This is a genomic window from Paraglaciecola sp. IT1134 (genome assembly GCF_058068185.1).
The window spans coordinates 3462634-3486965 of record NZ_CM176486.1 but is presented as its reverse complement, the minus strand read 5'-3'; the positions used below and the strand labels follow the sequence as shown (position 1 = coordinate 3486965).

The window sequence follows — 24332 nt, the reverse complement described above, 5'->3', positions numbered from 1 at the left end:
TAATCAAATAATAATACCGGAGAGCCTAGTGAGCGAAGTTCAGTCAATTGAAGAAAAACAGAGTAGTCCGATACTCATTGGAAGTTGTGCAACCTTATTAGTACTGCTGGTTTCATCCCTTATCATCGCCGGATTTACGCAAGCTTTCGGGCTATCCTTCTTTTTAGAGTGGGTTGGTACCTTCTTATTATGTGCAACCCCATTCCAAGTGATGATGGCGGTTGTATGGCAACACAGTGTGCCGAGTAAAATAACTAATATAGCCCAACCGCTTAAGGGAAGTCTGCTCACATTGATGGTGTTATTTGCTGGGAGCGTCATTACTCCATTGCTTTATTTTACCGTTGGGCAAGGCGTGATGAGTCCTATATTGATACACTTTGCGATCCAATCAGTTGGCGTAAGTTTGCTGGTCATACTGGTATTTGGAGGCTGGCCAATCAATAAGATGACAGACAATCCTATATTGCAAGGGTTGGGTATATTGATTTACTGCTATTTACTGAATGACGTACTTTTTGAAATATTCTACAACTACAGCTTTTTTGCAGGCTTACCATTTTATTCCGCAGACTTAGAACCGGGTGGAATGTTCAACGGAATCAGTGCTCTGTCATTCGCGGTTACCGTTGTGGCAATGGTTATGGTTGTAACTATGTTTGAGATGTGGCCAGTAACGAAGGCTGCAAAAGCAATTAGTCAACCGTTGATGGGAATATTAGGCACAGCTTGGATCGTTTTTCTGGCTAGCATTTTATTTTACGTTTTTGTTGGCGTGCTTGAAATGGAGCCAATGGACTTTATGGTTAAAGGCCCTGTGTGCATTATTTTCGGTACTTTTTTAGTCGATAATATGATGCAGTTTCAGCTCTTTAGTGATCGGCTTCAGCCAGTTAAGGGGTTAATGAAAACGGCATTATGTCTGATTGGCGCGTTTGTGATGTATCACCTTTATTCATTTGTGTTACCGATGTTTGCTGGCATGGAACTGGTTGCTGGTCCTGAGATGGGATACGCACGTGAAGCCTGGATTGGTACGGCGATGTTGGGTGTTACTTTCCCTGTTATCAATATCATTGCTGGTGCATTTGAGCTTTGGCCAGTAAAACGCAAATAAGCGAGTTTTATTAAGATTATGATTCGGTGCTAACGAGGCTGTTCAGCACCGAATTCTTGTATTTTCATCTCTCAAGTCGCTTCAAATAACTATTCCCTTTGTACTGCGAAATACTCGGTGAATCGTCACTAATTTTTTCATTTGCGTAAACGAGTGTGTGGATTAAAAATATATTTACAGAGACATCAGAGTCTCTCAGCTATGAAGTCTATATGTATCAGTCCCACGTGATTTTTTTCACCTTATAGCTTCGACTATCAGCACTCTGGTTGGCCTATTGATAAGTGCCCTGAGGCACACTCTAACGCTATTATAGATAACAGCGCATTCCTTACCCATGGTGCTTTTCTCGCGCAATATACTGTGATGCACACCACCTTGTTAAGACGCCTTAATATGCAAGTTTTATCTTCCACCAGAGGATAAAAATTCACATCAAAAAGAAGGTCTAGTGGTTAACGAGCGATTCCAAGTTCGATAGTATTGTGAGGTAGCTTGGGGGGAGTGGTTTTGGCTGAGTTGGACTTGTTTAATCCGTACATTGCAAAAAAGCTAGCCTGTTAGTTTTATAACTAACAGACTAGTAAGGTAATTACCGCGACTTGAATTTACACGTCGGAATACGGCATGCCAACATATTGGGTCGCCATAACCTTCTGACCTTCTTCATGAGTCAGGAAGAAGTCCAGCTCTGATGCCATGAAACGCTCGAAGGTTTTATTGTCCATGTCATTTGCGTCACCACCACATTCGCTAAATTCGTGCAGCATATTACTCATCCACCACGAAAAACGTTCGGCATGCCATACCCGGCGCAAGGCTATTTCTGAATATTGTTGGGAAGCATTGGTCGCACCCTCGTTGTACTCTTTTGTTAGCAAGCGGTACAAGGTTGATACATCTGAAGCCGCTAGGTTTAACCCTTTTGCGCCTGTTGGGGGCACGATGTGAGCAGAATCACCGACTAAAAACAGCTTACCTAACTGCATCGGCTCACATACAAAACTACGTAGCGGGGCAATACTCTTTTCGAGGCTTGGTCCGGTAATGAGCGTGCTAGCAGCTTCTTGAGGTAAACGCTTTTTCAACTCATCCCAAAATCTTTCATCACTCCACTCTTCGACTTTGTCCGTTAGTGGCACTTGTAGGTAATAACGAGAGCGTGATGATGAGCGCATACTGGCCAAGGCGAATCCACGTTTAGTTTTACAGTAGATTAGCTCTTCGCTGACAGGCGGAGTGTCGCTGAGTAAGCCTAACCAGCCAAAGGGATACACGCGTTCAAACTCGTTGCGCTTTTCTTCTGGAATGCTTTTGCGTGATACACCATGAAAGCCATCGCAGCCGGCAATATAGTCACACTCTAATGTGTATTTAACACCATCTTGCTCGAAAGTTACCGAAGGTTGGGCACTTTCAATATTATGTAAGGCAACGTCACTGGAACTGTAGTATGTCGTTAACGCTTTGGTTTTTCGGGCCTCCATTAAGTCGCGGGTGACTTCGGTTTGTCCATAACACATGACGGTTTTACCACCAGTCAGCTTATTCAAATCGATACGGTATGAGGTGCCATAGTAACTAATTTCAAATCCATCATGCACATGCCCCTCACTGTCCATCCGCTCACTGACTTGTGCCTCACGGAGCAAATCCACTAAGCCTTGTTCCAATATCCCGGCACGTATACGGCCTAACACGTACTCACCAGATACTCGTTCAATAATGATGTTGTCGAGACCCTGTTTCGCCAAAAGTTGGCCTAACAATAATCCTGATGGTCCTGCGCCGATAATGGCGACTTTTGTTTTGATGGTCTGCATTATTTTCACTCATTGACTAACTCAGTGACTTTATAATCGGATAGTTATGGAGATTTTGTAATTCAACTCTGTTGCATATCATTGTACTTTTGCGTCATGTTAAATTAATGTCACTACACGTTAACTTATGATTAATAGATATGTCGGCTAGTATTCCTTTTTACGATTTATATGGTGAATCCTTTATTCGCAAGGATGTTGGTTTGGCTCATGTGGAAGATATAGCCTTTCGAAGCCGTGGCTTAGGATGGGAAATTGAACCGCATAGACATGACAAGCTCACGCAAATCATTTGTACTTTTGATGACTCATGGGTAGTTCAACTTGACGATAAACGGTATGAGCTAAGTGGAAACTGGTTAGTGTTAATACCCGCCGGTGTAGTGCATGGCTTTGTGTTTGAGCCCAATATTCAAGGCTATGTAGTATCGCTAAACCAAGATGTATTAGAAGGTACGAGCAATGTTGACCCCCAATCCACTTTACCAGAGCCTTTATGGGTACCCTCGGTGATTGAGTTTCGTGACAAGCAGCAAATTGAGCGCTTTATGACTTACATCAAATTGCTCAAAGATGAACTGGTTAGCGCAGAAGCAGAGCAGGGACTTGCAATTAATAGATTAGTGCAAATGATATTACTCACCATCAAGCGACAGCAACACTTGCAAGCCGTGAGTGCAGGCCCAAGCGGACGTGTGTCAAAGGTTTTGCTCGGGTTTCGACATTTAATTGAGCAGAATTATACCCAGCATTTATCGGTACAGGATTATGCAAAGTTACTACACGTTTCCGTGTCGACTCTCAATCGATTGTGTCAGGGACAATTAAACGACTCACCTAAGTCAATTATTCATCAACGCGTGATCAGCGAAGCAAAACGGCGACTGATATACACCCGTCAGAGTGTCGAGGAAATCGCTTATACGCTGGGTTATAAAGAGCCAGGCTATTTCAGTCGCTTTTTTAAACTCGGCGTGGGTATGAGTGCGGGGGCGTATCGTAAATCAAGTGCGATTTCATAAGCGACTTATTTCATTGCGAAGTGGTACTTTGCTCATAGTGAGATTCAATTATTTGTAAAAATCGATTTTGAATGCGGGTGGCTTGCCAGTTTTTTCGCACGCTCAAGCCTATTTCACGATTTGTATCCGCCAGAGGCATAGGGCATACCGCCAATAAACCGTTCTTAACTTCGACTTCGACTTGTCTTGCTGGCAATAAGGCGGCTCTTTCACTGTTGAGCAGTAATCCGCGTATAGCGACCATGGCGCTGCACTCTATTACCTGCTCGGGCGGCACTAAGCCACGGCTGTTAAATAACTCATCAAATACCAGGCGAGCGGGTACGCCTTTTCCTGGTACCACCCACTTCAGGCTTTGCAATTCTTCGTTTGACAAGGCTGCACGCGTTGCAAATTTGTGGCCTGCTTTAACCACCATACTCAGGGGGTCATCAAATAGCTTATGTTGCTTTATATCGTTATGTGGCAGGGGATGTCGTAACGCACCTACGATAACGTGCAACTGGCCATGCAATAGATAGGTGACTTGTTCTTCATAAGACCCATCAATAATACTGACCTGCGCCAGCGGAAATTCGTCTAGCAATTGCAGCACACAGCGAGGCACAATTTCGGTGCGGGCCAAAGGAAGGCTGCCAATGCGTATTGAGCCATTCATACGACCACTGACCTCGCCAATTTCTTCTACCCCTTGTGTTAGTTCGGCGAAAAATAAGCTGGCATAACGTGTTAGCTGACGCGCACGCCACGTAGGCTCTACACCTGTTGGTGAACGTTGGAATAACGATTGATCGCACAAGATTTCTAAATCTTTAATGGAGCGATGTAACGTGGGCTGAGTAAGCCCCAAGCGCATGGCAGCAGCGGTATAGCTTTGTAGCTCGGTGATGGTGATCAGAGCTTTTAGCTGGCGACAACTGACTGAACGCACAAAGGAGTGCTTCTTTGGCTTGTCGGCACTAAACAACATAGCACCCACATAATGTAAATGTTTAAAGGCACGGTCAACCCGGTTTAAAAAACGAGCACCGTTGTCAGTACAATACATACCTGAGTTAGTGCGGCTGAAAAGTGACAACCCGAGAGTCGCTTCAAGTTTATTAATACCTTGAGTGAGCGCAGATTGGGTTAAATGAATCTGTTTAGCTGCTGCACTAATGGTTCCTGTGTTCTGTATTTCTAACGCGCAAAGCAAATGCCTGAGATTAAATACCATGTTTATTTTGTTAGCTTGTTTTTCAGTCATTATAGAAAAAACTAATGGTGAGTGTCATCTTTTTAAACTGTTTTTTAACGAACTGTACGCCATACTGATTTTCGTCAATTTTATTTCAATAGGTGAAGCTATGGCAATTTGTGTAACTGATATTCCTCGTCCTGATAAAACTCTTGTGGCTAAGTATCAAGGAGCTGAAGTGGCTACTGTGCACGAAGCGCAGGGTCGTAAAGGTTTATTAGCTGACTATATGCGTCCGATTTACAAGCCCGCTAAAATTGCTGGTCCCGCCGTGACGTGCGAAGTGGCACCGGGTGACAACTGGATGATCCATGTTGCAGTCGAACAATGTCAGCCTGGTGATGTGTTAGTGGTTAAGCCTACCAGTCCTTGTATTGATGGCTTTTTCGGAGACTTACTCGCCACCTCACTTAAAGCACGTGGCGTATTGGGTCTGATCATCGAAGGGGGGGTGCGTGATACCGCCACCTTAATGGAAATGAATTTTCCGGTGTGGTCAAAAGCGGTGTTTTCTCAAGGTTGCGTAAAAGAAACCATTGCCAACGTTAATGTACCTGTCATGTGTGCTGGTGCCTATATTCGCCCAGGTGACATAATTGTTGCGGATGAAGATGGCGTTGTCGTGGTGCAGCGCGAAGAAGCTGACAGTGTATTGACTAAGATGGTGCAGCGTATGGCAAATGAAGAATCTAAGCGCGTGCGTTTTGAGAACGGTGAGCTAGGACTTGATATTTACAATATGCGCGAACGGCTTGCGGCTAAAGGTTTGGTTTATGTTAAGTACGACGAGCAATAAGCATGGCTGCAACACACCTACAAAGCGCCATTTCTTGTTACATTATGCGCGGTGGCACGTCTAAGGGATTGTATTTTCTGGCCGAAGATTTGCCAGTTGATCCCATTGAGCGCGATCAATTATTACTGAGATTGATGGGCTCGCCAGATGAGCGCCAAATTGATGGGTTAGGTGGTGCTCATCCACTCACCAGCAAGGTCGCTATTGTGAGTAAGTCGACTCGCGATGACGCTGATGTGGATTACCTATTTTTACAAGTGGTGGTGGATAAAGCGGAAGTCAGTGATGCGCAAAATTGCGGAAACTTACTCGCTGGTGTTGGCCCGTTTGTCATTGAACAAAAATTGATTGCAGCCTCTGAACCCTACACAGATGTTCGCATTCATATGCTCAATACTGGGGCCAATGCGGTTACGCGAGTCGAAACTCCGCAAGGTATCGTTAATTACCAAGGCAAAGCCGCGATCGACGGCGTACCGGGTAGCGCGGCACCAATCTTAATTGATTTCTTGGACATTGCAGGCTCGAGCTGTGGTCAGCTTTTCCCTACGGGAAATGCTCAGGACGTGATTTTAGATGTTCCTATCACCTGTATTGACAATGGCATGCCAGTGGTGCTGCTTAAAGCAGAGTCATTTGGTTTAAGCGGCGCCGAAACACCCAGTGAATTAGAATCGAATCAATCACTTAAAGATAAGGTTGAGGCGATTAGGCTAGAAGCCGGTAAATTAATGAATCTGGGCGACGTAAGCAAAAAAACCGTGCCTAAAATGAGTTTGATATCCCCTGCTTTAAAGGGGGGAGTACTGAATACCCGCACCTTTATTCCTCATCGCGTACATGAAGCGATAGGTGTTTTAGGTTCGGTGAGTGTTGCCACGGCCTGTGTTTTAGAAGGTACTGTCGCCAGTGATTTGATTCAGCAAACCTTTAGTGACGGTACTATTAGCATTGAGGTTGAGCATCCCACTGGGCAGTTTACTGTCGAAATGGAAGTGGTGGGTAGTCATAATATTGCCGAATTTACCGTGCAACGGGCTGCGCTTTTGCGCACTGCGCGTTTGTTAATGCGCGGCGAAGCCATGTTACCAAGCCAATAAAGTGGCTGATAAAGATTTGTTAGTTTTTAGGTAAGAAAAATTAGATCCGCAGAATTGAGGAGAGATATATGATCATCGATTGCCACGGCCATTATACGACCGCGCCAGAGCCTTTACAGTTGTTCCGTGAGGCGCAGGTTAAAGCTTATAAAGACGCTAAAGCCTTGCCTGAAGTACCGCATATCAGTGACGAACAAATACAAGAAAGTATCGAACTTAATCAGATTAAATTGTTAGATGAACGTGGTCTAGATATGACTATCTTTTCCCCACGAGCTTCTGCCATGGCTCACCATGTGGGGAATGAAGCAGTATCAAAACAGTGGACATCAGCCTGCAATGATTTAATAGCGCGTGTAGTCGATTTATACCCAGAGCGTTTTATTGGTGTATGCCAACTACCACAGTCGCCTGGCGTGCCCATTCAAAATTCTGTTGCAGAGCTGGAACGCTGTGTTACTGAGAAGGGATTTGTGGGCTGTAACTTAAATCCTGATCCTTCAGGTGGTCATTGGACTTCAGCGCCTTTAACCGACCCAAGCTGGTATCCAATGTATGAAAAAATGGTTGAGCTTGATGTGCCAGCGATGATCCATGTGTCTGGCTCGTGTAATCCCAATTTTCATGCTACCGGCGCTCACTACATGAACGCTGACACCACAGCTTTTATGCAGTTTTTAGAAGGTAATCTGTTTAAAGATTTTCCAGACTTACGTTTTATTATTCCTCATGGCGGCGGCGCAGTACCCTACCACTGGGGCCGTTATCGTGGGCTGGCGGATATGATGAAACAACCGCCTCTGCGTGAGCACGTGATGAAAAACGTGTATTTTGATACCTGTGTTTACCATCAGCCTGGTATCGATTTACTGTTCAAAGTTATCGATATTGAGAACATTCTGTTTGGCTCTGAAATGATCGGTGCGGTGCGCGGAATAGACCCTGAAACAGGTAACTATTTTGATGATACTAAGCGCTATGTTGATGGATTGAACCTTTCAGACGAAGACCGTACAAAAGTGTATTCAGGCAATGCCCGCCGCATTTACCCTGGATTGGACAAAAAGTTAATAGGAATGGGACTATGACAGGCTTCACCAAAGACGCTGATTGGTTAGATTGGGATCCGTCTCCCTCTAAACCTAAATTTGTTGTGCCTGAAGGGGCGATTGATGCCCATTGTCATGTATTTGGACCTGGCGCAGAATTCCCGTTTGCCCCGCAGCGTAAATACACTCCGTGTGATGCCTCGAAAGCGCAATTATGGTCACTGAGTGATTATCTTGGCTTTAGTCGCAACGTGATTGTGCAGGCCACCTGTCATGGTGCAGATAACCGCGCTTTAGTCGGCGCACTAAAAACTTCGCGTGGTTTAGCCCGTGGTGTGGCAACGGTCACTGAAAGTGTAACAGATGCAGAACTTGAAGCCCTGCATGCAGCGGGGGTGCGTGGCGTGCGCTTCAACTTTGTCAAACGTCTGGTGGATGCCCTACCGTTTGATTCACTCAAACGTATCGCCAGTCGCATCAAAGAACTGGATTGGCATATTGTGATTTATTTTGAAGGTCAGGAACTACCGGAGTTATATGACTTTTTTACCAGTCTGCCAACCACGGTGGTGGTCGATCACATGGGTCGTCCTGATGTATCAAAACCCCTTAACGGACCGGAATTTAACTTGTTTTTAAAGTTAATGTCTGACAATGAAAACTTCTGGTCAAAGGTAAGTTGCCCAGAGCGTATATCTGTTGTTGGCCCATCGAAGCATTATGTGGATGTTGTTCCCTTTGCCCGCACCGTAGTTGAGCAGTTTTCTGACCGGGTATTGTGGGGTACTGACTGGCCACACCCGAATATGAAAACGCATATGCCAGATGATGGTCAATTAGTGGATATGATCCCACTTATTGCACCAACGGCTGAGCTTCAACGAAAGTTACTTATCGATAATCCCATGCGCCTGTATTGGCCTGAACAGGACAAATAAGCTAAAAAGGAAGAAATAATGTCTTTAGATAAGCCTTATCAAAAAATCCCAGGCACAACCGTGTTTGATGCGGAAATGAGTCGCCTTGGCTATCATCTTAATCAATTCTGCATGTCGTTAATGAAAGCAGAAAACCGAGAACGGTTTAAAGCAGACGAGCGTGCTTATGTAGACGAGTGGGATATGACCGAAGAGCAAAAGCAAGGGGTGCTAGCTCGTGATTACAATCGCATGATGGCCAGTGGCGGGAATATTTATTTTCTAGCGAAAATATTTTCCTGTGATGGACTCAGTTTTCAGTTTGCTGCGGCTACCATGACCGGTATGAGCCAGCCAGAATATGCCCAAATGATGCTCGATGGTGGGCGAACTCCCAAAGGCAACATGTTTGAAGGAGATAAATAATGGCTAAAATTACAGCCGGTGTGGCTACGTCACACGTACCCGCTATTGGTGCCGCCATCGATAATGGCAAAACAACAGATCCTTACTGGCAACCCTTGTTTGCCGGCTATGATTTTGGCAAAGAATGGATAAAGCAAAGTAAACCCGATGTGGTTATTTTGGTCTATAACGATCATGCCTCTGCTTTTGACATGAATATTATTCCTACTTTTGCCTTAGGCTGTGCACCGTCTTTTGCCCCTGCTGATGAAGGGTGGGGCCCAAGACCAGTACCTACAGTCGAAGGCTATCCTGAGCTTGCCTCGCACATCGCCCAATCTGTTATTCAACAAGATTTTGACTTAACTATAGTGAATAAAATGGATGTGGATCATGGCTTGACCGTGCCTTTGTCGCTCATGTTTGGTCAACCAGAAAGTTGGCCCTGCAAGGTGATCCCACTAGCCGTCAACGTAGTGCTATATCCTGCACCATCTGGTAAACGTTGCTATGCCTTGGGCAAAGCGATTCGTAATGCGGTTGAAAGTTTTGATGAAGATGTAAACGTACAGATTTGGGGTACGGGTGGCATGAGCCATCAGTTGCAAGGCCCACGTGCGGGCTTAATTAATCAAGAATTTGATAACAACTTCTTGGATCGTATTGTTGACGATGCTGAAAACTTAGCCGAGATGCCGCATTTTGATTATTTGAATCAAGCGGGTTCTGAAGGTGTCGAATTAGTCATGTGGCTAGTTATGCGCGGCGCATTAAATGACAAGGTAAAACTTAAAAAACGTTTTTATCATGTTCCTGCGTCAAATACCGCTGTCGGCCATCTCGTTTTAGAAAATGATTAGGAGTTAATAATGAAAGTAATAATTGTGGGCCCTGGCGCCTTTGGAATTAAACACTTAGATGGCATAAAAAATATTGCCGATGTTGAAGTGGTTGCTCTAGTGGGGCGCTCGCCTGAGAAAACACAAAAAGTTGCCGACGAATATGGGATCCCGCAAATTTTTACCGATTTAGGCGAAGCCCTGAAAATTGAAGCTGATGCGGTTATTTTATGTACCCCAACTCAACAACATGCGGAGCAATCAATTCAATGTATGAAGGCTGGCAAACATGTACAGGTAGAAATTCCACTGGCGGATAGTTGGGCAGATTCCCAAGCCGTTGTAAAAGCCCAAGAAGAAACGGACTTAGTGTGTATGGTCGGTCATACTCGTCGCTTCAATCCTTCTCACCAGTGGATTCAGCAGCGTGTAACCGCCGGCGAGTTAAATATTCAACAAATGGATGTCCAGACTTACTTCTTCCGTCGTAAAAATATTAATGCGAAAGGCGAAGCACGCTCTTGGACTGATCATTTGCTATGGCACCATGCGGCACATACCGTTGATTTGTTTGCTTATCAGGCGGGCAGTAAAATTGTTAAAGCGAATGTGGTACAAGGGCCGGTTCATCCAGAATTAGGTATAGCACTGGATATGTCGATTCAGTTACAAGCAGAAAATGGCGCAATTTGTACCTTGTCTTTGTCGTTTAATAACGATGGGCCGATTGGCACCTTTTTCCGTTACATTTGTGACAATGGCACTTACTTGGCCCGTTATGATGACTTGGTTGATGGTAAAGAAACGCCCATTGATGTATCCCAGGTTGATGTATCTATGAATGGCATTGAACTGCAAGATCGAGAGTTTTTTGCGGCAATTCAAGAAGGCCGGGAGCCGAATTCAAGTGTTGCTCAAGTATTAGGTTGTTATAAAGTTTTGCATGATCTGGAACAACAACTTAGTTAAATGTTACTTATAAAAATAGGGGAAGCTTCGTTTGAAACAGCGTAAATTAGCCGGGCAGTGGGTATCTGAAATTGGTTTAGGGTGCATGAACTTAAGTCATGCGTACGGGCATCCCTCGACTGAAGCCGAAGCGGCAAACGTTTTAAACGAAGCTCTGTCTATTGGCGTAACCCATTTTGATTGTGCGGCCCTGTATGGTTTTGGCCGCAATGAAATATTGCTTGGCAAACTACTCAAAGCTCATCGGCATAATATTTTTCTAGCCAGTAAGTGTGGTATGAAAGGGGTTGATGGCAAGCGGATGATTGACGGTCGTCCTGCCACCTTGCGCGCTACATTAGAACAAGCCCTTAAAAGCTTACAAACTGAAGTAATAGATTTGTACTATCTGCATCGCTGGGACAAAACTGTGCCCATTGAAGACAGTGTAGGCGAGCTTTCTCGCATGGTTGATGAAGGCAAAATCAAGGCTATCGGTTTGTGCGAAATTTCATCAAATACCTTGCGCAAAGCTCACCTAGTGCACCCTATTGCGGCTTTGCAAACTGAATATTCATTGTGGACCCGCAATGCTGAAATATCGGTACTCGATACTTGTCGCGAATTGGGCACTGCCTTTGTGGCATTTTCGCCCTTGGCTCGTGGTTTTTTGAGTGGTCATGTAAAAGATAAAAATGAGTTGGTTGAAGGTGATATTCGTAAAGGGATGCCACGTTTTCAAGCAGAACATATGCAACGTAATCTGCCTTTATTGGCAGAGCTAGAATCGATGAGCAATGAACTGCAATGCAGTATGGCACAGCTCAGTTTGGCTTGGTTACTTCATCAAGGCGAGCATATTCATCCTATACCGGGTACCACCCAAGTTTCACATTTGCGTGAAAATGTTGCTGCGTTGAATATCCCGCTCACCACTGAGCAGTTAGAAAAACTGAGTCAGGTATTTGCTCACAATAATATTAGTGGCCCCCGTTATCCTGCAGCCACCCAATTAGAAATTGATACTGAAGAGTTTTAAATAAGCGGCGGGTAACCTGCGCACAACTTTCAGATTCTATTTTTTGCTCTTAGGTCATCAATTAACATCATAGAACTAATACCGAAGAATTATTAAGCCCATTACTGGCATTTTTCTTGATTGCCTTAGCCGGCATTACTTCTTTTATCACTGCGGTATTGGGCGCCGGGGGAGGGCCGTTGTTGTTAGTTGTCATGGCTTGCGTTTTACCGATGTCGGCGGTTATCCCGGTGCATGGTTTGGTGCAATCGGGTTCAAATGCTAAGCGTATGATGCTGACTTTGCGGTATATTGATATGGCCATGCTGGCCTATTTTTCAGCTGGTGGAAACACGCTAATAATCACGATATCCAAAGTTTTTGGTCGTTGTCGGATGTTCCATCATTTCCCGCTAGCTAGGCGCTAATTAGGAAGTAAGTAAAGAACCATAATAGCGTTCGATTCTTAGGGAATTTGTAAAATACGAAAAGTTATTGCTAACTATCTCTGTAAAACTTATTTAACTAACCTTTGGAGCCAATAACTAAGAATAAGTCCACACGGTAAAAACTTAACAATAAAATTAGGTGATTGCCAACTGCGTTCTGCTTCACTTACCCTATACATTTCCTACTTGATAAGGATCCACGATGAGCCTGACTGTCTATGGCGTTCCACTTTCCCCATTTGTTCGTAAACTGCGCCTGTGCCTAGCGGAAAAAGGGCTCGATTATCAACTGGAAATTGTTTTGCCCTTTGATCAACCAGCCTGGTTTCGAGATTTCAATCCTTTGGGTCGTATACCAGCAATCAAGGTTGGTGATTTAACGCTGGCCGATTCCAGCGTGATCTGCCAATACCTGGAAGACAAACACCCCAACCTCACCTCATTAATCGGACAAAATGCTGAACAACATGCCAAGGTACGCTGGCTTGAAAAATATGCGGATTACGAGCTGGCACCACTGACTACCTTCACCATATTTGAACACCGCATAAGCAATCCGAGCATGAAAAAGCATTGCGATGAAAACGCTGTGCAGTCGGCCTTAAACGAAAAACTACCGGTGCACTTTGACTACCTCGAACAAAGCTTGGGTAATGCCGAATTTTTTGTTGGTGACACGTTAAGCCTCGCCGACTTGGCGTTCACTTGCCAGATGGTCAATATGGAACACGCCGGCGAGCGGCTGGATGAGCAGCGCTGGCCGAACCTTACGGCCCTCTACGCGCGCATCAAGGTACGCCCGTCGATGCAGGGCGTATTACCAGGCGAGCAAAAAATCCTGTCTTCAATGAAATAGTGCCACAGATTGAAATTGCCCCGAACTGATGAACTGCTTTTTATTTGGGATATTTATCCAGATAAATAATCGAGAAAACCTCATTTTGTAAAATTATTTGCCATTTAATGAGTTTATTCGGCATTAGGGTTTATCCCAAAAAATAGATTGCTTTATAGCGCTTGTATTTATTTTTGGGTGGGCTATTATTCTCGACAGACGTAGAGGAAATCATGTTCAAATATATTAACATTAACTGCATAAAGAGTAACTTACTCACCTTACCAAATTAAGCCGAGCGTAGTCCTTACGCTCGGCTAGTACCCCCTTGTTTGTTCATTTATTTTAGTAATCAGTCCGGTTGGAGATTTAGCCGTGCTTATGCGTATTTTCAGGTCTTGCAAAACCTTAATTTGCCCATCTAATTTTATGCTTCAGGAAGCTGGGCACAGGATCTTATTGGATCCACTAGCACTTTGCTTGCTTTTAAATCGCTTGGAGTTTTGCGATCACCAAACCTCGCGTCTGGAGAACCGTGTTCGAATCAAAAGTACTGTGTTATTACAAAACATGTCCACTGGAGAACATTTGACGTTACGGATTGTTAAAGACGAAACAGCCTGCCCAGCTAAAGGCATTGTGTCATTCACTTCGATAATCGGTGCGAACTTATTAGGGCTTCGTTGCGGTGATGTGGTCCAAGTAAAAACATCGGAGGGTGAACTTAAATGGGAGATCATCACCGTTAGTCACAACGCACCTAATAAATATCTATCACTGAAAAATGGAGGGTAGGGCCTTGGAGTAATCAACTTTGAAGGGGTATTAATGCAGTTAAAACGTATTGATTTTTTTTAGAGTAAGGTGATCTTATGAACAGAATGAAAGAGAAGAAAAAGCCGCAAAGCACATTAAAAGAGAAACGTAAAAAGCGTAAAGATAAGCAAAAATAGTCAATTAAACTGAGGGACTCAATCGAGTTCCTTTTCCTCTGAGAAATGTTAGAGAGAGGTTATGAAAATGCAACCAGATATTATTATTTCAACTGCTGATTTAGCTGAATTAGAGTACCAACTAGAACGTTCTAAATTGCCTGCAGAATTTATTCGTGCAATAGAAAATGAGTTGGACCGGGCGAAAATTGTCGCATGTAAAGACATGCCTGAACATGTCGTAGCCATTGGTAGTCAGGTGACGTTTAAGTTTGTAGATACTCAGAGAACGTTTACCAAAACATTGTGTTTACCGGCAGATGCGATTAAATTCGAAGACAGTATATCGGTGTTTGCGCCAATAGGTTCGGCTTTAATCGGACTAAGCACAGGGCAATGTATTAAATGGCAAACTCAACGAGGTCAGCAATCCGTTGAAATAGTTAGTGTGAAAAGCAATAAACGTTGAGCTAAGACAAAAAATCAAGATTATAGGCACCACTTTACCCTCTCGGATGTACAAAAAAAGTAATCAGGATTGAGCGAATTGATAGTTTTTACCTTTAAATGAAAACAGGGTAGTAATTGATGACGTATATTCAAAAAACGATAATGGGTTTAAAACACAGTAGTCCAGCACAAGCAGAATTTTATCAGGCGGTTGAAGAAGTGTTGCACTCGTTAGAGCCACTTTTAGAGACAAATGACCGTTATCAGCAACAAGCCATTATTCAGCGTATTGTTGAACCAGAGCGTCAAATTATGTTTCGCGTTCCTTGGCAGGATGACAATGGCGATATTCAGGTAAACAAAGGATACCGAGTTGAGTTTAATTCTGCGCTGGGACCTTATAAAGGGGGGCTAAGGTTCCATCCTTCTGTGAACGCCGGCATTATTAAATTCCTTGGGTTTGAGCAGATATTTAAAAATGCTTTAACCGGTTTGCCGATCGGAGGGGGAAAAGGAGGGGCCAATTTCGATCCCAAAGGTCGCACGGATGGCGAAATAATGCGTTTTTGTCAGTCGTTTATGAGTGAGTTGTATCGCCACATCGGGCCGACCAGCGATGTTCCAGCAGGGGATATTGGCGTGGGAGCGCGTGAAATAGGTTACATGTTTGGACAATATAAGCGCCTAACAGGGCGTTACGAAGGGGTGTTAACCGGTAAGAGTTTACTTTGGGGAGGTTCGTTAGTTCGCAAAGAAGCAACAGGTTATGGCGCGGTATATTTTGCTGATTATATGCTTAACGAGCGAGGGGATGATTTACAAGGCAAGCGTTGCTTGATCTCCGGTGCGGGCAATGTTGCTATTTATGCTATGGAAAAACTCTATGAGTTGGGCGCGACACCAATCAGTTGCAGTGATTCTTCTGGTACCGTTTATCACCCTAGTGGTATTGATCTTAAGTTGGTGAAACGACTCAAAGAAGGGCAACGTTGCGATCTGGTAAATTATCTTAAGACTTACCCTGAAGCGATACACACTCCGATCGCAGACTATCCGAATGATGGTCATGCCGTATGGCGCTATGCAGCGGATGCAGCTTTCCCGTGTGCAACCCAGAACGAGTTGACCCTGGTAGATGCCAACATATTATTGGAAAATGGCTGCCAACTCGTCAGTGAAGGGGCAAATATGCCCACTACACAAGAGGCCGTTGATGCTTTCATTGATGCTGGGATCGCTTATGGCCCCGGTAAAGCCGCCAATGCAGGCGGTGTGGCAACCAGCCAGCTGGAGATGGCACAAAATGCGAGTATGCAAAGATGGACATTTGAGCAAGTTGATCAACAACTCAAACAAATTATGAAAAATATCTTCATTAGCGCCAGCGATACTGCCAAAGAATTTGGCCAAGATGGCAATCTCGTTCTGGGGGCGAATATTGCCGGTTTTCGCCGGGTAGCCGATGCGATGATTGAACAAGGACTCGTTTAACCATAAGGAGGTAATGAGTATTATTATCGGAACCCTCACAAAGTCATTGGTTTTAAAAACCGATTACTTTGGGAAGGATTGAAATGATCATTCCACTTCCATCAGACTAGCTGAGGTCTCGCTTTATCATTCTCGCTGTTTAGTGAAGCATCGTTAGAAAGGGGAGTGTTTCTTATTAACGCCGCGTTATATCAACTCCCTCGTGTCGATTAAACTATGAATCCACATTTTGCGGTTATCTGGTATATACCAAATCAGTTTTGATATAGAACTCACTAAACTTGAACTTAATAAGCACAATGTCCAAGGTCGGCTCACCAAACAAAGCCCCACTTTATTGATTGAATGTATTGGCCAGTAAGGTCACGTACTGCAATCATCAAATCGAGAGCCTTCAAGTTTTTGTCATAGTAACGAGTCAAGCTTTATTCGTTCACACTTCTCAATGAAACATTTTTTAATAAGTAATTCTCCATAAATCAGCCTATTAGCCTTACTCATTTACCTAATTACCGAAGATGGTCATTTTAGCTTTGACAAAGAAAACTTGTAGGTGGTACGCTGGTATAACAGGTTGATGGCGTACCTAGTCGCTTTTGTTATGTTAGTTAGTAGGTATTTAGCATGACTGTTTATGAATGAAAATATTTAAAAACTATTAAAAATATATGGGGATAACATGTTGAAATCAAATCTATTTATTAAATCACTACTCGCGGTGAGCATTGCTTCTGCAACAACTTATACATTGGCAGCTGAAGGCCAAAATACCAAGGCAGTGACAGAAGTAGAAAAAATAATAGTTACCGGCTCTCACATCCGCAAAGGCGACTTTGAATCAGCCTCACCGATTAAAGTATTAGACTCCGATGATATTGAAGGTGTTGGTGCGGTAAATATCGGTGATTTATTAGGTAAAATTCCAGCTGTGGTCGGTGATACGACTTCTTCTAGTTCAAATATCAGTGGTCAAGACTCAGGATTAAGCACAGTAGCCCTGCGTAATTTAGGCTCATCGAGAACTTTGGTCTTGGTTGATGGTAAACGTTATGTTTCAGGTATGTCTGTGGGCTCTGGATACGGTGTTGATTTGAATACCATTCCAACCACTATGATTCAGCGAGTTGAAGTGTTAACCGGTGGTCAATCAGCCGCTTATGGTTCAGATGCTGTTGCTGGTGTCGTCAACATCATCATGAAGAAAAATTTTGATGGTGTGGCTTTCAAAGCGCAAACAGGGCGAAGTGCTGAAGGTGACAGAGGCACTACCGATATTGAACTAACCATTGGTAAGAACTTTGCTGATGGAAATGCTTGGCTCTCATTTGGCATCTCTGATGATGATGGTTTGATGGCGGGTGATCGCGACTATTCTCGGGTACATAAAAGTGCAGTTGATACCGACGGTGATGGTATCTTAGATACGTCACAATATGTTGGTTCTTCGCATATATTAGGTGGTCGAATTGGTGGATATAAAGGTGATGGTAGCGCTTTTGTACGTACACCTGATGTTGAGACATCCGATGCTTTTAACTTCCACGAATACCGCTCTATGTTGGCGCCATTAGAACGAAAATTCATTGCCAGTGGCTTGTCGCTGGATCTCAATGCAGATTCTCGCCTTAATTTTACAGCTAACTATGCAAGAGTGGACTCCCGCGCACGTTTTGAACCGATCCCACTCGATAGCCGTAATGATATTTTTAAATTGTCTCAAGGTGGTACAACTGGAATTGATATCGCTACACATCCTTGGTTTGCCGGCACAGCATTAGGAGATAACTTACTCGCTGACGGCATCACTAACCTGGATGACGTAAGTTTAACTTTCAGACGTCTGGCTGAATTTGGAGATCGCGGTGCTGAAAATACCCGCAGTACTTATAGAGTTGCTGGCGAATATGAGTATGACATCTCAAGTGATATTTATTTTACATTAAGTGGCACTTACGGGGTTACCGATCAGAACCAAACCGACCATGGCGATATCAATCTTGATCGTGCTCGTTCTGCCTTAACCATAGCCGATGATGGCTTTGGTGGTTATCAATGTGCGGACGAAATTGCTCGCATTAACGGTTGTGTGGTTTTCAATCCATTTTCACTTGATGGAATTTCACCTGAGGCGGTAGAGTATTTGGCTGCTGACACCAACCTTGTTGGCAGTATTGAGCAAACGGTTTTAACAGGGGTTGTTGCTGGCGAGTTCGATTATGCAATTAGTAACGATGTTGACAATATTGGTTTTGCCGCCGGTATTGAATATCGTGAAGAAAAAGGACAAGAGACACCTGATCCTTTACGACAAGCGGGTATTGTTCGTGGTGCCGCTATTGCTAAAACTAAGGGCTCATTTGACGTCATTGATGTTTTTGCGGAGGTACAGGTACCTTTACTTGAAAAATTAAATTTATCTGCAGCATTTAGAGTGGGCGATTACTCGTCTGTTGGACGCACAACTAACTGGACAATTGGCTTAGATGCGCCGATTACAGAATCTATTCGTTTGCGAGGCGCATTAGCAACGGCTGTACGCGCACCCAATGTTAGTGATTTGTTTGCTGGGGGAACCGCGACGGCTGCTCTTGTTACTGATCCATGCAACGGTATAACTAATGCCAGTAGTGGAAATATCGCTGATAACTGCCGTTCAATTTCGGCGATTCAAAATCGAATAGACGCTACTGGCGCTTTTAATTTAACCCAAGTAGAAACTCAAAATACAGCAGGCTTATTGAGTGGTTCTACGGATGTTGAAGAAGAAAAAGCAGATACATTTACCGCAGGTATTGTGTTTACACCTGAGTCTATTTCTGGCCTACAAATGTCACTTGATTATTACGATATCAAAATTGACGATGCGATTGCGAAAACTGACCGTACGGTCATTTTAAACCGTTGTTATTCAGCTGCCCCGAGCAACTTCGATGCTCAATGTGGTGGTTTGGTGCGCCGCGATGGTCGCGCAGGAGCTGCACTGGATGTTAACGCAGCATCAGGCAATGAAAATATTTTTGAAACCAGTGGGATCGACATTGATATTTCATACTCTACCGATCTAGGTTCAGGCGATCTTTATGTAGGTTTGGCCGCAAACTATTTAGATTCCTATGATATTACAGGTATTGAAACAGGTGATACTCAGAATCTTGCCGGTGAGGTATTGTTTCCAGAACTTCGTTTTAACATAAATACGTCGTACACCATTAACGAGCTAAATATTTATTGGCAACTACGTTATTGGGATGAAACTAAAGACCGTAATGATAATACTGTGCTAACAGAAGAGCTTAATTCAGTCGACTCCCGTGTTTATAACGACGTTCGTTTTAGCTATACCTTCACAGACAACATTAATGCTTTTGTTGGTGTGACTAACTTGTTTGATGAACAACCCCCGCATCTAACGGCGAATCATAAGTATCAGCAACAGGGTACTTTAACTAACGGTACGGCATTTGATTTAGTCGGGCGCAATTATTATGCCGGTATTAAATTAGATTTTTAGTCAAACCACAAAGATTAATTACCTGATTTTATGGTGTATGGGTGGGCTGGAACTCTCAGCTCACCCTTTTCAAATTAAAAATTATCTAGAAGATTTTATGATCACCACATTCATAGCCGATCAACTGTTTGATGGCAAAACACTGCACAATAATCTCCCGGTCAGCATCGAAGATGGAAAAGTCATCGCTTTTGACACGGTCCAAGGTGCAGTTGAAACTAGAGTAAGTGGTTTATTAACGGCTGGTTTTATTGATATCCAAGTTAATGGTGGTGGTGGTTATTTGCTCAATACTGTTACCAATTTAAATACGTTAACGGCAATGACTAAAGCTCACGCCATTTATGGCACAACGGGCCTTTTACCAACTTTGATAACGAGTGACATTGGTAAAATAAACGATACCGCTAACCTGATAAGTGCTGCAATAACACAAAACACCCCCGGTATTCTCGGGGTTCATTTTGAAGGGCCGCATATCAGTGAACCCAAAAAAGGGATCCACAACAGCAAGCAAATACGATCGTTAACGCAGCAAGAGTTGGATATTTATTGTCGAGATGACTTAGGCATAAAAATAGTTACGCTAGCGCCTGAAAATGTCAGTTGTGAAACGATTAAAGTTTTAGTGGAGCATGGTGTGCATGTTTGTTTAGGACATTCAAATGCTAACTTTTCTCAAACCCAAGCGGCATTAGCTGCCGGCGCGACAGGTTTTACTCATTTATTTAATGCTATGTCTGGACTTGAGTCACGATCGCCAAATATGGTTGGTGCAGCATTACTTGATGAGCAAAGTTGGTGTGGCATTATTTTAGATGGTCATCATGTTCACCCAAGTACGGCCAAGCTGGCTTATAAAGTGAAAGCGGCTAAAAAAATGCTCTTGGTAACTGATTCAATGTCAACAATAGGTAGCCATCAAACACAATTACATTTTGATGGTCATGACATTCAGTTATCAGGCGACAAACTTACCAGCAATACCGGTCAGCTAGCAGGTTCGGCTTTAAATATGATGACTGCTATTAATAATGCTATAGGCATATTTGAAATACCATTAACCGAAGCGCTCAATATGGCCAGCTTATATCCGGCTGATTTTCTAGGTATAGGAAACTCTCATGGGCAATTATCAATCGGCGTAAACGCTGACTTAACTTTACTTTCAACCACCAATTCGTCGCCTCATGTCATAAATACATGGATAGGCGGCAATGCAATATTTTAAAATTTATAGAGGTTTACGATGAAAAAACTTACCGGTCTGATCGCCGCTCCGCATACACCATTTGATAAAAACGGTGAAGTTAATCTTCCTGTTATCGATCAAATCGCGACACTGCTTATCAAACAAGGTGTTAAAGGTGTTTATATCTGTGGCACAACAGGTGAAGGCCTTAACTGCTCCGTTGCTGAGCGTAAAGCCATCGCTCAGCGCTGGGTTTCTGCTTCTCAGGGTAAGCTCAGCATTACGGTTCACACAGGGGCCTTATCAATTGTTGATACACTTGAATTAACAAAACATGCCGAAACACTCGATATTTTTGCGACTTCCATTATTGCGCCTTGTTTCTTCAAGCCTGGTTCCGTTGATGAGCTTGTCGATTACTGCGCAGTAGTAGCTGCGGCCGCTCCAACAAAATCCTTTTACTATTATCACTCAGGTATGTCTGGTGTTATGTTTGATATGGAACAGTTTCTTATCAAAGCTGACAAAGTTATTCCAAACCTCGCTGGTATTAAATTCAACCATGTAGACCTTTATGAATTTCAGCGCTGCAAGCGTGTCTGCGGCGGCAAATTCGATATCCCATTTGGTGTTGACGAATTTCTCCCAGGGGGGCTTGCAGTTGGTGCTATTGGCGCGGTTGGTAGTACCTATAACTACGCTGGGCCGCTTTATCTAGATATCATTGATGCTTTCAACAAAGGAGATCAAGACACCGTAACTGCCCTCATGGATAAGGTTATTGGTATTATCCGTATACTCGTTCAATATGGTGGCGTTGCAGCCGGTAAAGCCGCAATGCTTCTTCACGGTATCGACGTTGGAGATCCACGTCTTCCTATTCGCACGCTTACGACAAAAGAGAAAGAAGAAGTTGTCGCCAAAATGAAATCAGCAAGTTTCATGGATCACAAACCTGCGTAACAATAATAAAAATTGCGATGCGATGTATGGACAAGCTGAAGCCTTGCTGCCATCGCTCGCATAGATGAGGTGGATATGGCCCCACCTTATTATCCTCGCTACGAGTGTGCATGCGGTGATAAGGTCGTATCGAATACCTCGCCCTATTTATCGTCATCAAGTATTCGATATTCCTCAGCAAGGTATTAACGTCACTGAACACCAACGCTATCAAGGCAGTTGTGGTCGGGGTGGGTTATTGCTCAAATACGTTGAAAGCTACCGGACGCTCACGATAAAAGTATAAGCTGAGCAACGACGAGACAGGGCGCTCATTACGCAGTTAAATACTGCGGCCCAAAGGCAGTTATGGAGTGTACTCTCACTGAGGCGAGCAATTTTATCAAGTGATTCTCACCCTCGTAGAAAATTGCTGCAAGCTTGGAGCCAACTCTTTAGAACGGCTCGAAAAAGTTTACACTCAGTCGTCACTCGCGGTGAATATCCTTAGTTACCTGAACTAACGGCTTTACCTCAATACCACCGCGGTGAGCGGTTACTGCATTCTAAATGATCAGAAATTATGAAAAAAACCAAATTTCTCATTTAATTTCCTGTTTTGGTTGTCTGCCCACTCATAATAGCTTTGATCCTCTAATTCAGATGCAGCCTCTTTATCAAGTAGGATTACTGCGTTTTCATGCATTTGTAAAATTGAAGCAGGACAATTGCACGATACCCCACCTGTGATCATTTGTTGGACTGCGCGGGCTTTATTTTTACCCGTGGCCATCAACAATACGTATCGAGCATCCATAATGGTAGCGATACCCATTGTCATGGCTAAGGTTGGTTGAAATTCATTAGCGTTAAATAACCGGCCGTTATCGGTTAACGTTTGCTGAGTTAATGTTTTTATCCGTGTTCTTGACGTTAAGCTGGAAGTAGGTTCATTAAAACCGATATGACCATTTGCGCCAATGCCTAATATTTGTAAATCTATACCACCAGCTTGTTTGATTTTTTCTTCATAGTTAAGCCCTTGTAATCGTGGATTTTGGCTCTGGCTGCATGTGGGCAAAAAAGTGTTGGCTTGATCTATATCTAGGTGATCAAATAGATTTTTTTGCATAAAGCTGCGATAACTTTGTGGATTGTCATCGGCAATATCATGGTACTCATCAAGATTGAAAGTAGTCACATCAACAAAGCTAGTATTACCTGTTTTATATTGTTCTACTAATGCCTGATATAAACTGATGGGCGTGCTGCCGGTTGCTAAACCTAATACAGGTTTAGGCTTTTCCTTTATTAATGCTTGTACCCACTGCGCTGCACTTTGGGCAATCTGTTGGGCATCGTCATAAATAATAATTTGCATTAATGATCCTTTTTGCCTTGAACATATAAATAAGCACCAATTAAGTCAGCATCTGCACCACAACTTGGTGACCGAATAACCACTTGGTAAATGTCAGGTAGTAGGGCTACTTTTTCTTTTACTTGTTTAATAAACACACTTGCACTACCAACACTGCCGCCTAATATCACGGTTTTTGTGCCTGAAATAGCTTTTATATTGGCGATTAAATCGGTGATTGCACTGGTCGACTCATCAATTAATTGCGCAATCTCAGCTACGTGAAGATATTTCTCAAAAACGTTTCTACAACTAATGGTTTTATTTAATATTTTTGATGCTTGTTTGGCGATAGCAGTACCCGAAGCTATCGCTTCAGCGCAGTTTAGTCGCCCACAATGACAAATAATGGATTGTTGTTTTGGGTGCTGAACTGAAACATGACCCAGGTGAGCACAAAAGCCATCAGTTGAGGTGACTAGTTGTCCATTCTGTATGATGCCGCCGCCGATACCGGTTGATACTGTGATATAAACTAAGGTTTCATTTTTTTTTGCATTGTCAGCAACACAATATTCTGCCCATGCTGCTGCTGCTGCATCATTAATAATGTCTACTGGTAAATTAAAAGCCGCTTCAAGTTGAGCCTTTAATGGCAGCTTTTGTTTGGCAGAAAGAAAGTTAACGTATTCAGTACCCACCTGTCCTGTACAGGCTACAGCAACTTGTTGTGCTTTATCTGCCCAGTCACTACAAAGTTTGACGAGGTGCTGTGTTAAATTGCTTAAATCATTCTGAATAACGGAGTCTATTTTTCGTTGCTCAATTATTTGATTGTTGTGCATCAGAGCGGCGGATATTTTGGTGCCGCCCACATCAATTGCTATGATCATTTTAGT

22 protein-coding genes are annotated in these 24332 nt (G+C 43.4%); 17 read left to right on the top strand and 5 right to left on the bottom strand.

Annotated elements, in window-relative coordinates:
- Positions 1-28: 28 nt before the first annotated feature.
- Positions 29-1117 carry a hypothetical protein gene (locus AC3RV5_RS15195; protein ID WP_489728454.1) on the top strand — a complete coding sequence of 363 codons (1089 nt, stop codon included), beginning with the start codon at positions 29-31 and terminating at the stop codon, positions 1115-1117.
- A gap of 608 nt (positions 1118-1725) precedes the next feature.
- On the opposite strand, the gene pobA is transcribed toward AC3RV5_RS15195, so the two are convergent.
- Positions 1726-2940, bottom strand: a complete 1215-nt coding sequence (gene pobA, locus AC3RV5_RS15190; protein WP_489728453.1) for a 4-hydroxybenzoate 3-monooxygenase — start codon at positions 2938-2940, stop codon at positions 1726-1728.
- Positions 2941-3080: 140 nt separating this feature from the next.
- Between pobA and AC3RV5_RS15185 the strand changes: the two genes are divergently transcribed.
- Positions 3081-3962: a helix-turn-helix domain-containing protein gene (locus tag AC3RV5_RS15185; RefSeq protein ID WP_489728452.1), complete on the top strand. Its 882-nt coding sequence runs from the start codon at positions 3081-3083 to the stop codon at positions 3960-3962.
- Between the two features lie 10 nt (positions 3963-3972).
- Here AC3RV5_RS15185 and AC3RV5_RS15180 read toward each other — a convergent pair whose 3' ends face one another.
- Complete coding sequence (locus AC3RV5_RS15180) at positions 3973-5208, bottom strand: LysR family transcriptional regulator (RefSeq protein WP_489728451.1); 1236 nt, start codon at positions 5206-5208, stop codon at positions 3973-3975.
- A gap of 100 nt (positions 5209-5308) precedes the next feature.
- On the opposite strand from AC3RV5_RS15180, the gene AC3RV5_RS15175 reads away from it, so the two are divergent.
- The 8 genes from AC3RV5_RS15175 (at position 5309) to AC3RV5_RS15140 (ending at position 12292) form a co-directional block, all read left to right on the top strand.
- Positions 5309-5995, top strand: a complete 687-nt coding sequence (locus AC3RV5_RS15175) for a 4-carboxy-4-hydroxy-2-oxoadipate aldolase/oxaloacetate decarboxylase (RefSeq protein ID WP_489728450.1) — start codon at positions 5309-5311, stop codon at positions 5993-5995.
- Between the two features lie 2 nt (positions 5996-5997).
- Positions 5998-7095 (top strand): 4-oxalomesaconate tautomerase, encoded by a 1098-nt coding sequence (locus tag AC3RV5_RS15170; RefSeq protein ID WP_489728449.1) that lies wholly within the window; start codon positions 5998-6000, stop codon positions 7093-7095.
- A gap of 68 nt (positions 7096-7163) precedes the next feature.
- Positions 7164-8183 (top strand): amidohydrolase family protein, encoded by a 1020-nt coding sequence (locus tag AC3RV5_RS15165; protein WP_489728448.1) that lies wholly within the window; start codon positions 7164-7166, stop codon positions 8181-8183.
- Positions 8180-9082: an amidohydrolase family protein gene (locus AC3RV5_RS15160; protein WP_489728447.1), complete on the top strand. Its 903-nt coding sequence runs from the start codon at positions 8180-8182 to the stop codon at positions 9080-9082. The genes AC3RV5_RS15165 and AC3RV5_RS15160 overlap by 4 nt, the downstream gene beginning before the upstream one ends.
- A gap of 18 nt (positions 9083-9100) precedes the next feature.
- Positions 9101-9487, top strand: coding sequence for a protocatechuate 4,5-dioxygenase subunit alpha (ligA, locus tag AC3RV5_RS15155; RefSeq protein WP_489728446.1), 387 nt, complete (start codon positions 9101-9103; stop codon positions 9485-9487).
- The gene (locus AC3RV5_RS15150) at positions 9487-10326 is read left to right on the top strand and encodes a class III extradiol dioxygenase subunit beta (RefSeq protein WP_489728445.1); all 840 of its coding nucleotides are present in this window, start codon (positions 9487-9489) and stop codon (positions 10324-10326) included. Before ligA ends, AC3RV5_RS15150 begins: the two co-directional genes overlap by 1 nt.
- A 9-nt stretch (positions 10327-10335) precedes the next feature.
- Positions 10336-11274: a Gfo/Idh/MocA family oxidoreductase gene (locus AC3RV5_RS15145; RefSeq protein WP_489728444.1), complete on the top strand. Its 939-nt coding sequence runs from the start codon at positions 10336-10338 to the stop codon at positions 11272-11274.
- 31 nt (positions 11275-11305) lie between these two features.
- Entirely contained in the window at positions 11306-12292 is a 987-nt protein-coding gene (locus tag AC3RV5_RS15140; protein WP_489728443.1) for an aldo/keto reductase, read from the top strand.
- Between the two features lie 67 nt (positions 12293-12359).
- Here the strand turns inward: AC3RV5_RS15140 and AC3RV5_RS15135 are convergent, their stop codons facing one another.
- Positions 12360-12596, bottom strand: a complete 237-nt coding sequence (locus AC3RV5_RS15135) for a hypothetical protein (RefSeq protein WP_489728442.1) — start codon at positions 12594-12596, stop codon at positions 12360-12362.
- Between the two features lie 326 nt (positions 12597-12922).
- Between AC3RV5_RS15135 and AC3RV5_RS15130 the strand changes: the two genes are divergently transcribed.
- From AC3RV5_RS15130 to AC3RV5_RS15100, 7 genes are all read left to right on the top strand, one after another.
- The gene (locus AC3RV5_RS15130) at positions 12923-13576 is read left to right on the top strand and encodes a glutathione S-transferase family protein (RefSeq protein ID WP_489728441.1); all 654 of its coding nucleotides are present in this window, start codon (positions 12923-12925) and stop codon (positions 13574-13576) included.
- A 438-nt stretch (positions 13577-14014) separates the two neighbouring features.
- Positions 14015-14350 (top strand): GreA/GreB family elongation factor, encoded by a 336-nt coding sequence (locus AC3RV5_RS15125; RefSeq protein WP_489728440.1) that lies wholly within the window; start codon positions 14015-14017, stop codon positions 14348-14350.
- Positions 14351-14569: 219 nt separating this feature from the next.
- Complete coding sequence (gene rnk / locus AC3RV5_RS15120; RefSeq protein ID WP_489728439.1) at positions 14570-14956, top strand: nucleoside diphosphate kinase regulator; 387 nt, start codon at positions 14570-14572, stop codon at positions 14954-14956.
- Positions 14957-15075: 119 nt separating this feature from the next.
- Entirely contained in the window at positions 15076-16428 is a 1353-nt protein-coding gene (gene gdhA / locus AC3RV5_RS15115) for an NADP-specific glutamate dehydrogenase (RefSeq protein WP_489728438.1), read from the top strand.
- 679 nt (positions 16429-17107) lie between these two features.
- Entirely contained in the window at positions 17108-19939 is a 2832-nt protein-coding gene (locus AC3RV5_RS15110) for a TonB-dependent receptor plug domain-containing protein (RefSeq protein WP_489728437.1), read from the top strand.
- A gap of 97 nt (positions 19940-20036) precedes the next feature.
- Positions 20037-21170 carry an N-acetylglucosamine-6-phosphate deacetylase gene (gene nagA / locus AC3RV5_RS15105; protein ID WP_489732174.1) on the top strand — a complete coding sequence of 378 codons (1134 nt, stop codon included), beginning with the start codon at positions 20037-20039 and terminating at the stop codon, positions 21168-21170.
- Positions 21171-21188: 18 nt separating this feature from the next.
- Positions 21189-22094, top strand: a complete 906-nt coding sequence (locus tag AC3RV5_RS15100; protein WP_489728436.1) for a dihydrodipicolinate synthase family protein — start codon at positions 21189-21191, stop codon at positions 22092-22094.
- Between the two features lie 553 nt (positions 22095-22647).
- Here the strand turns inward: AC3RV5_RS15100 and nagB are convergent.
- Together nagB and AC3RV5_RS15090 are read right to left on the bottom strand one after the other, a co-directional pair.
- Positions 22648-23454 (bottom strand): glucosamine-6-phosphate deaminase, encoded by an 807-nt coding sequence (nagB, locus tag AC3RV5_RS15095; RefSeq protein ID WP_489728435.1) that lies wholly within the window; start codon positions 23452-23454, stop codon positions 22648-22650.
- Complete coding sequence (locus tag AC3RV5_RS15090; RefSeq protein ID WP_489728434.1) at positions 23454-24326, bottom strand: ROK family protein; 873 nt, start codon at positions 24324-24326, stop codon at positions 23454-23456. Before AC3RV5_RS15090 ends, nagB begins: the two co-directional genes overlap by 1 nt.
- Between the last annotated feature and the right edge of the window lie 6 nt (positions 24327-24332).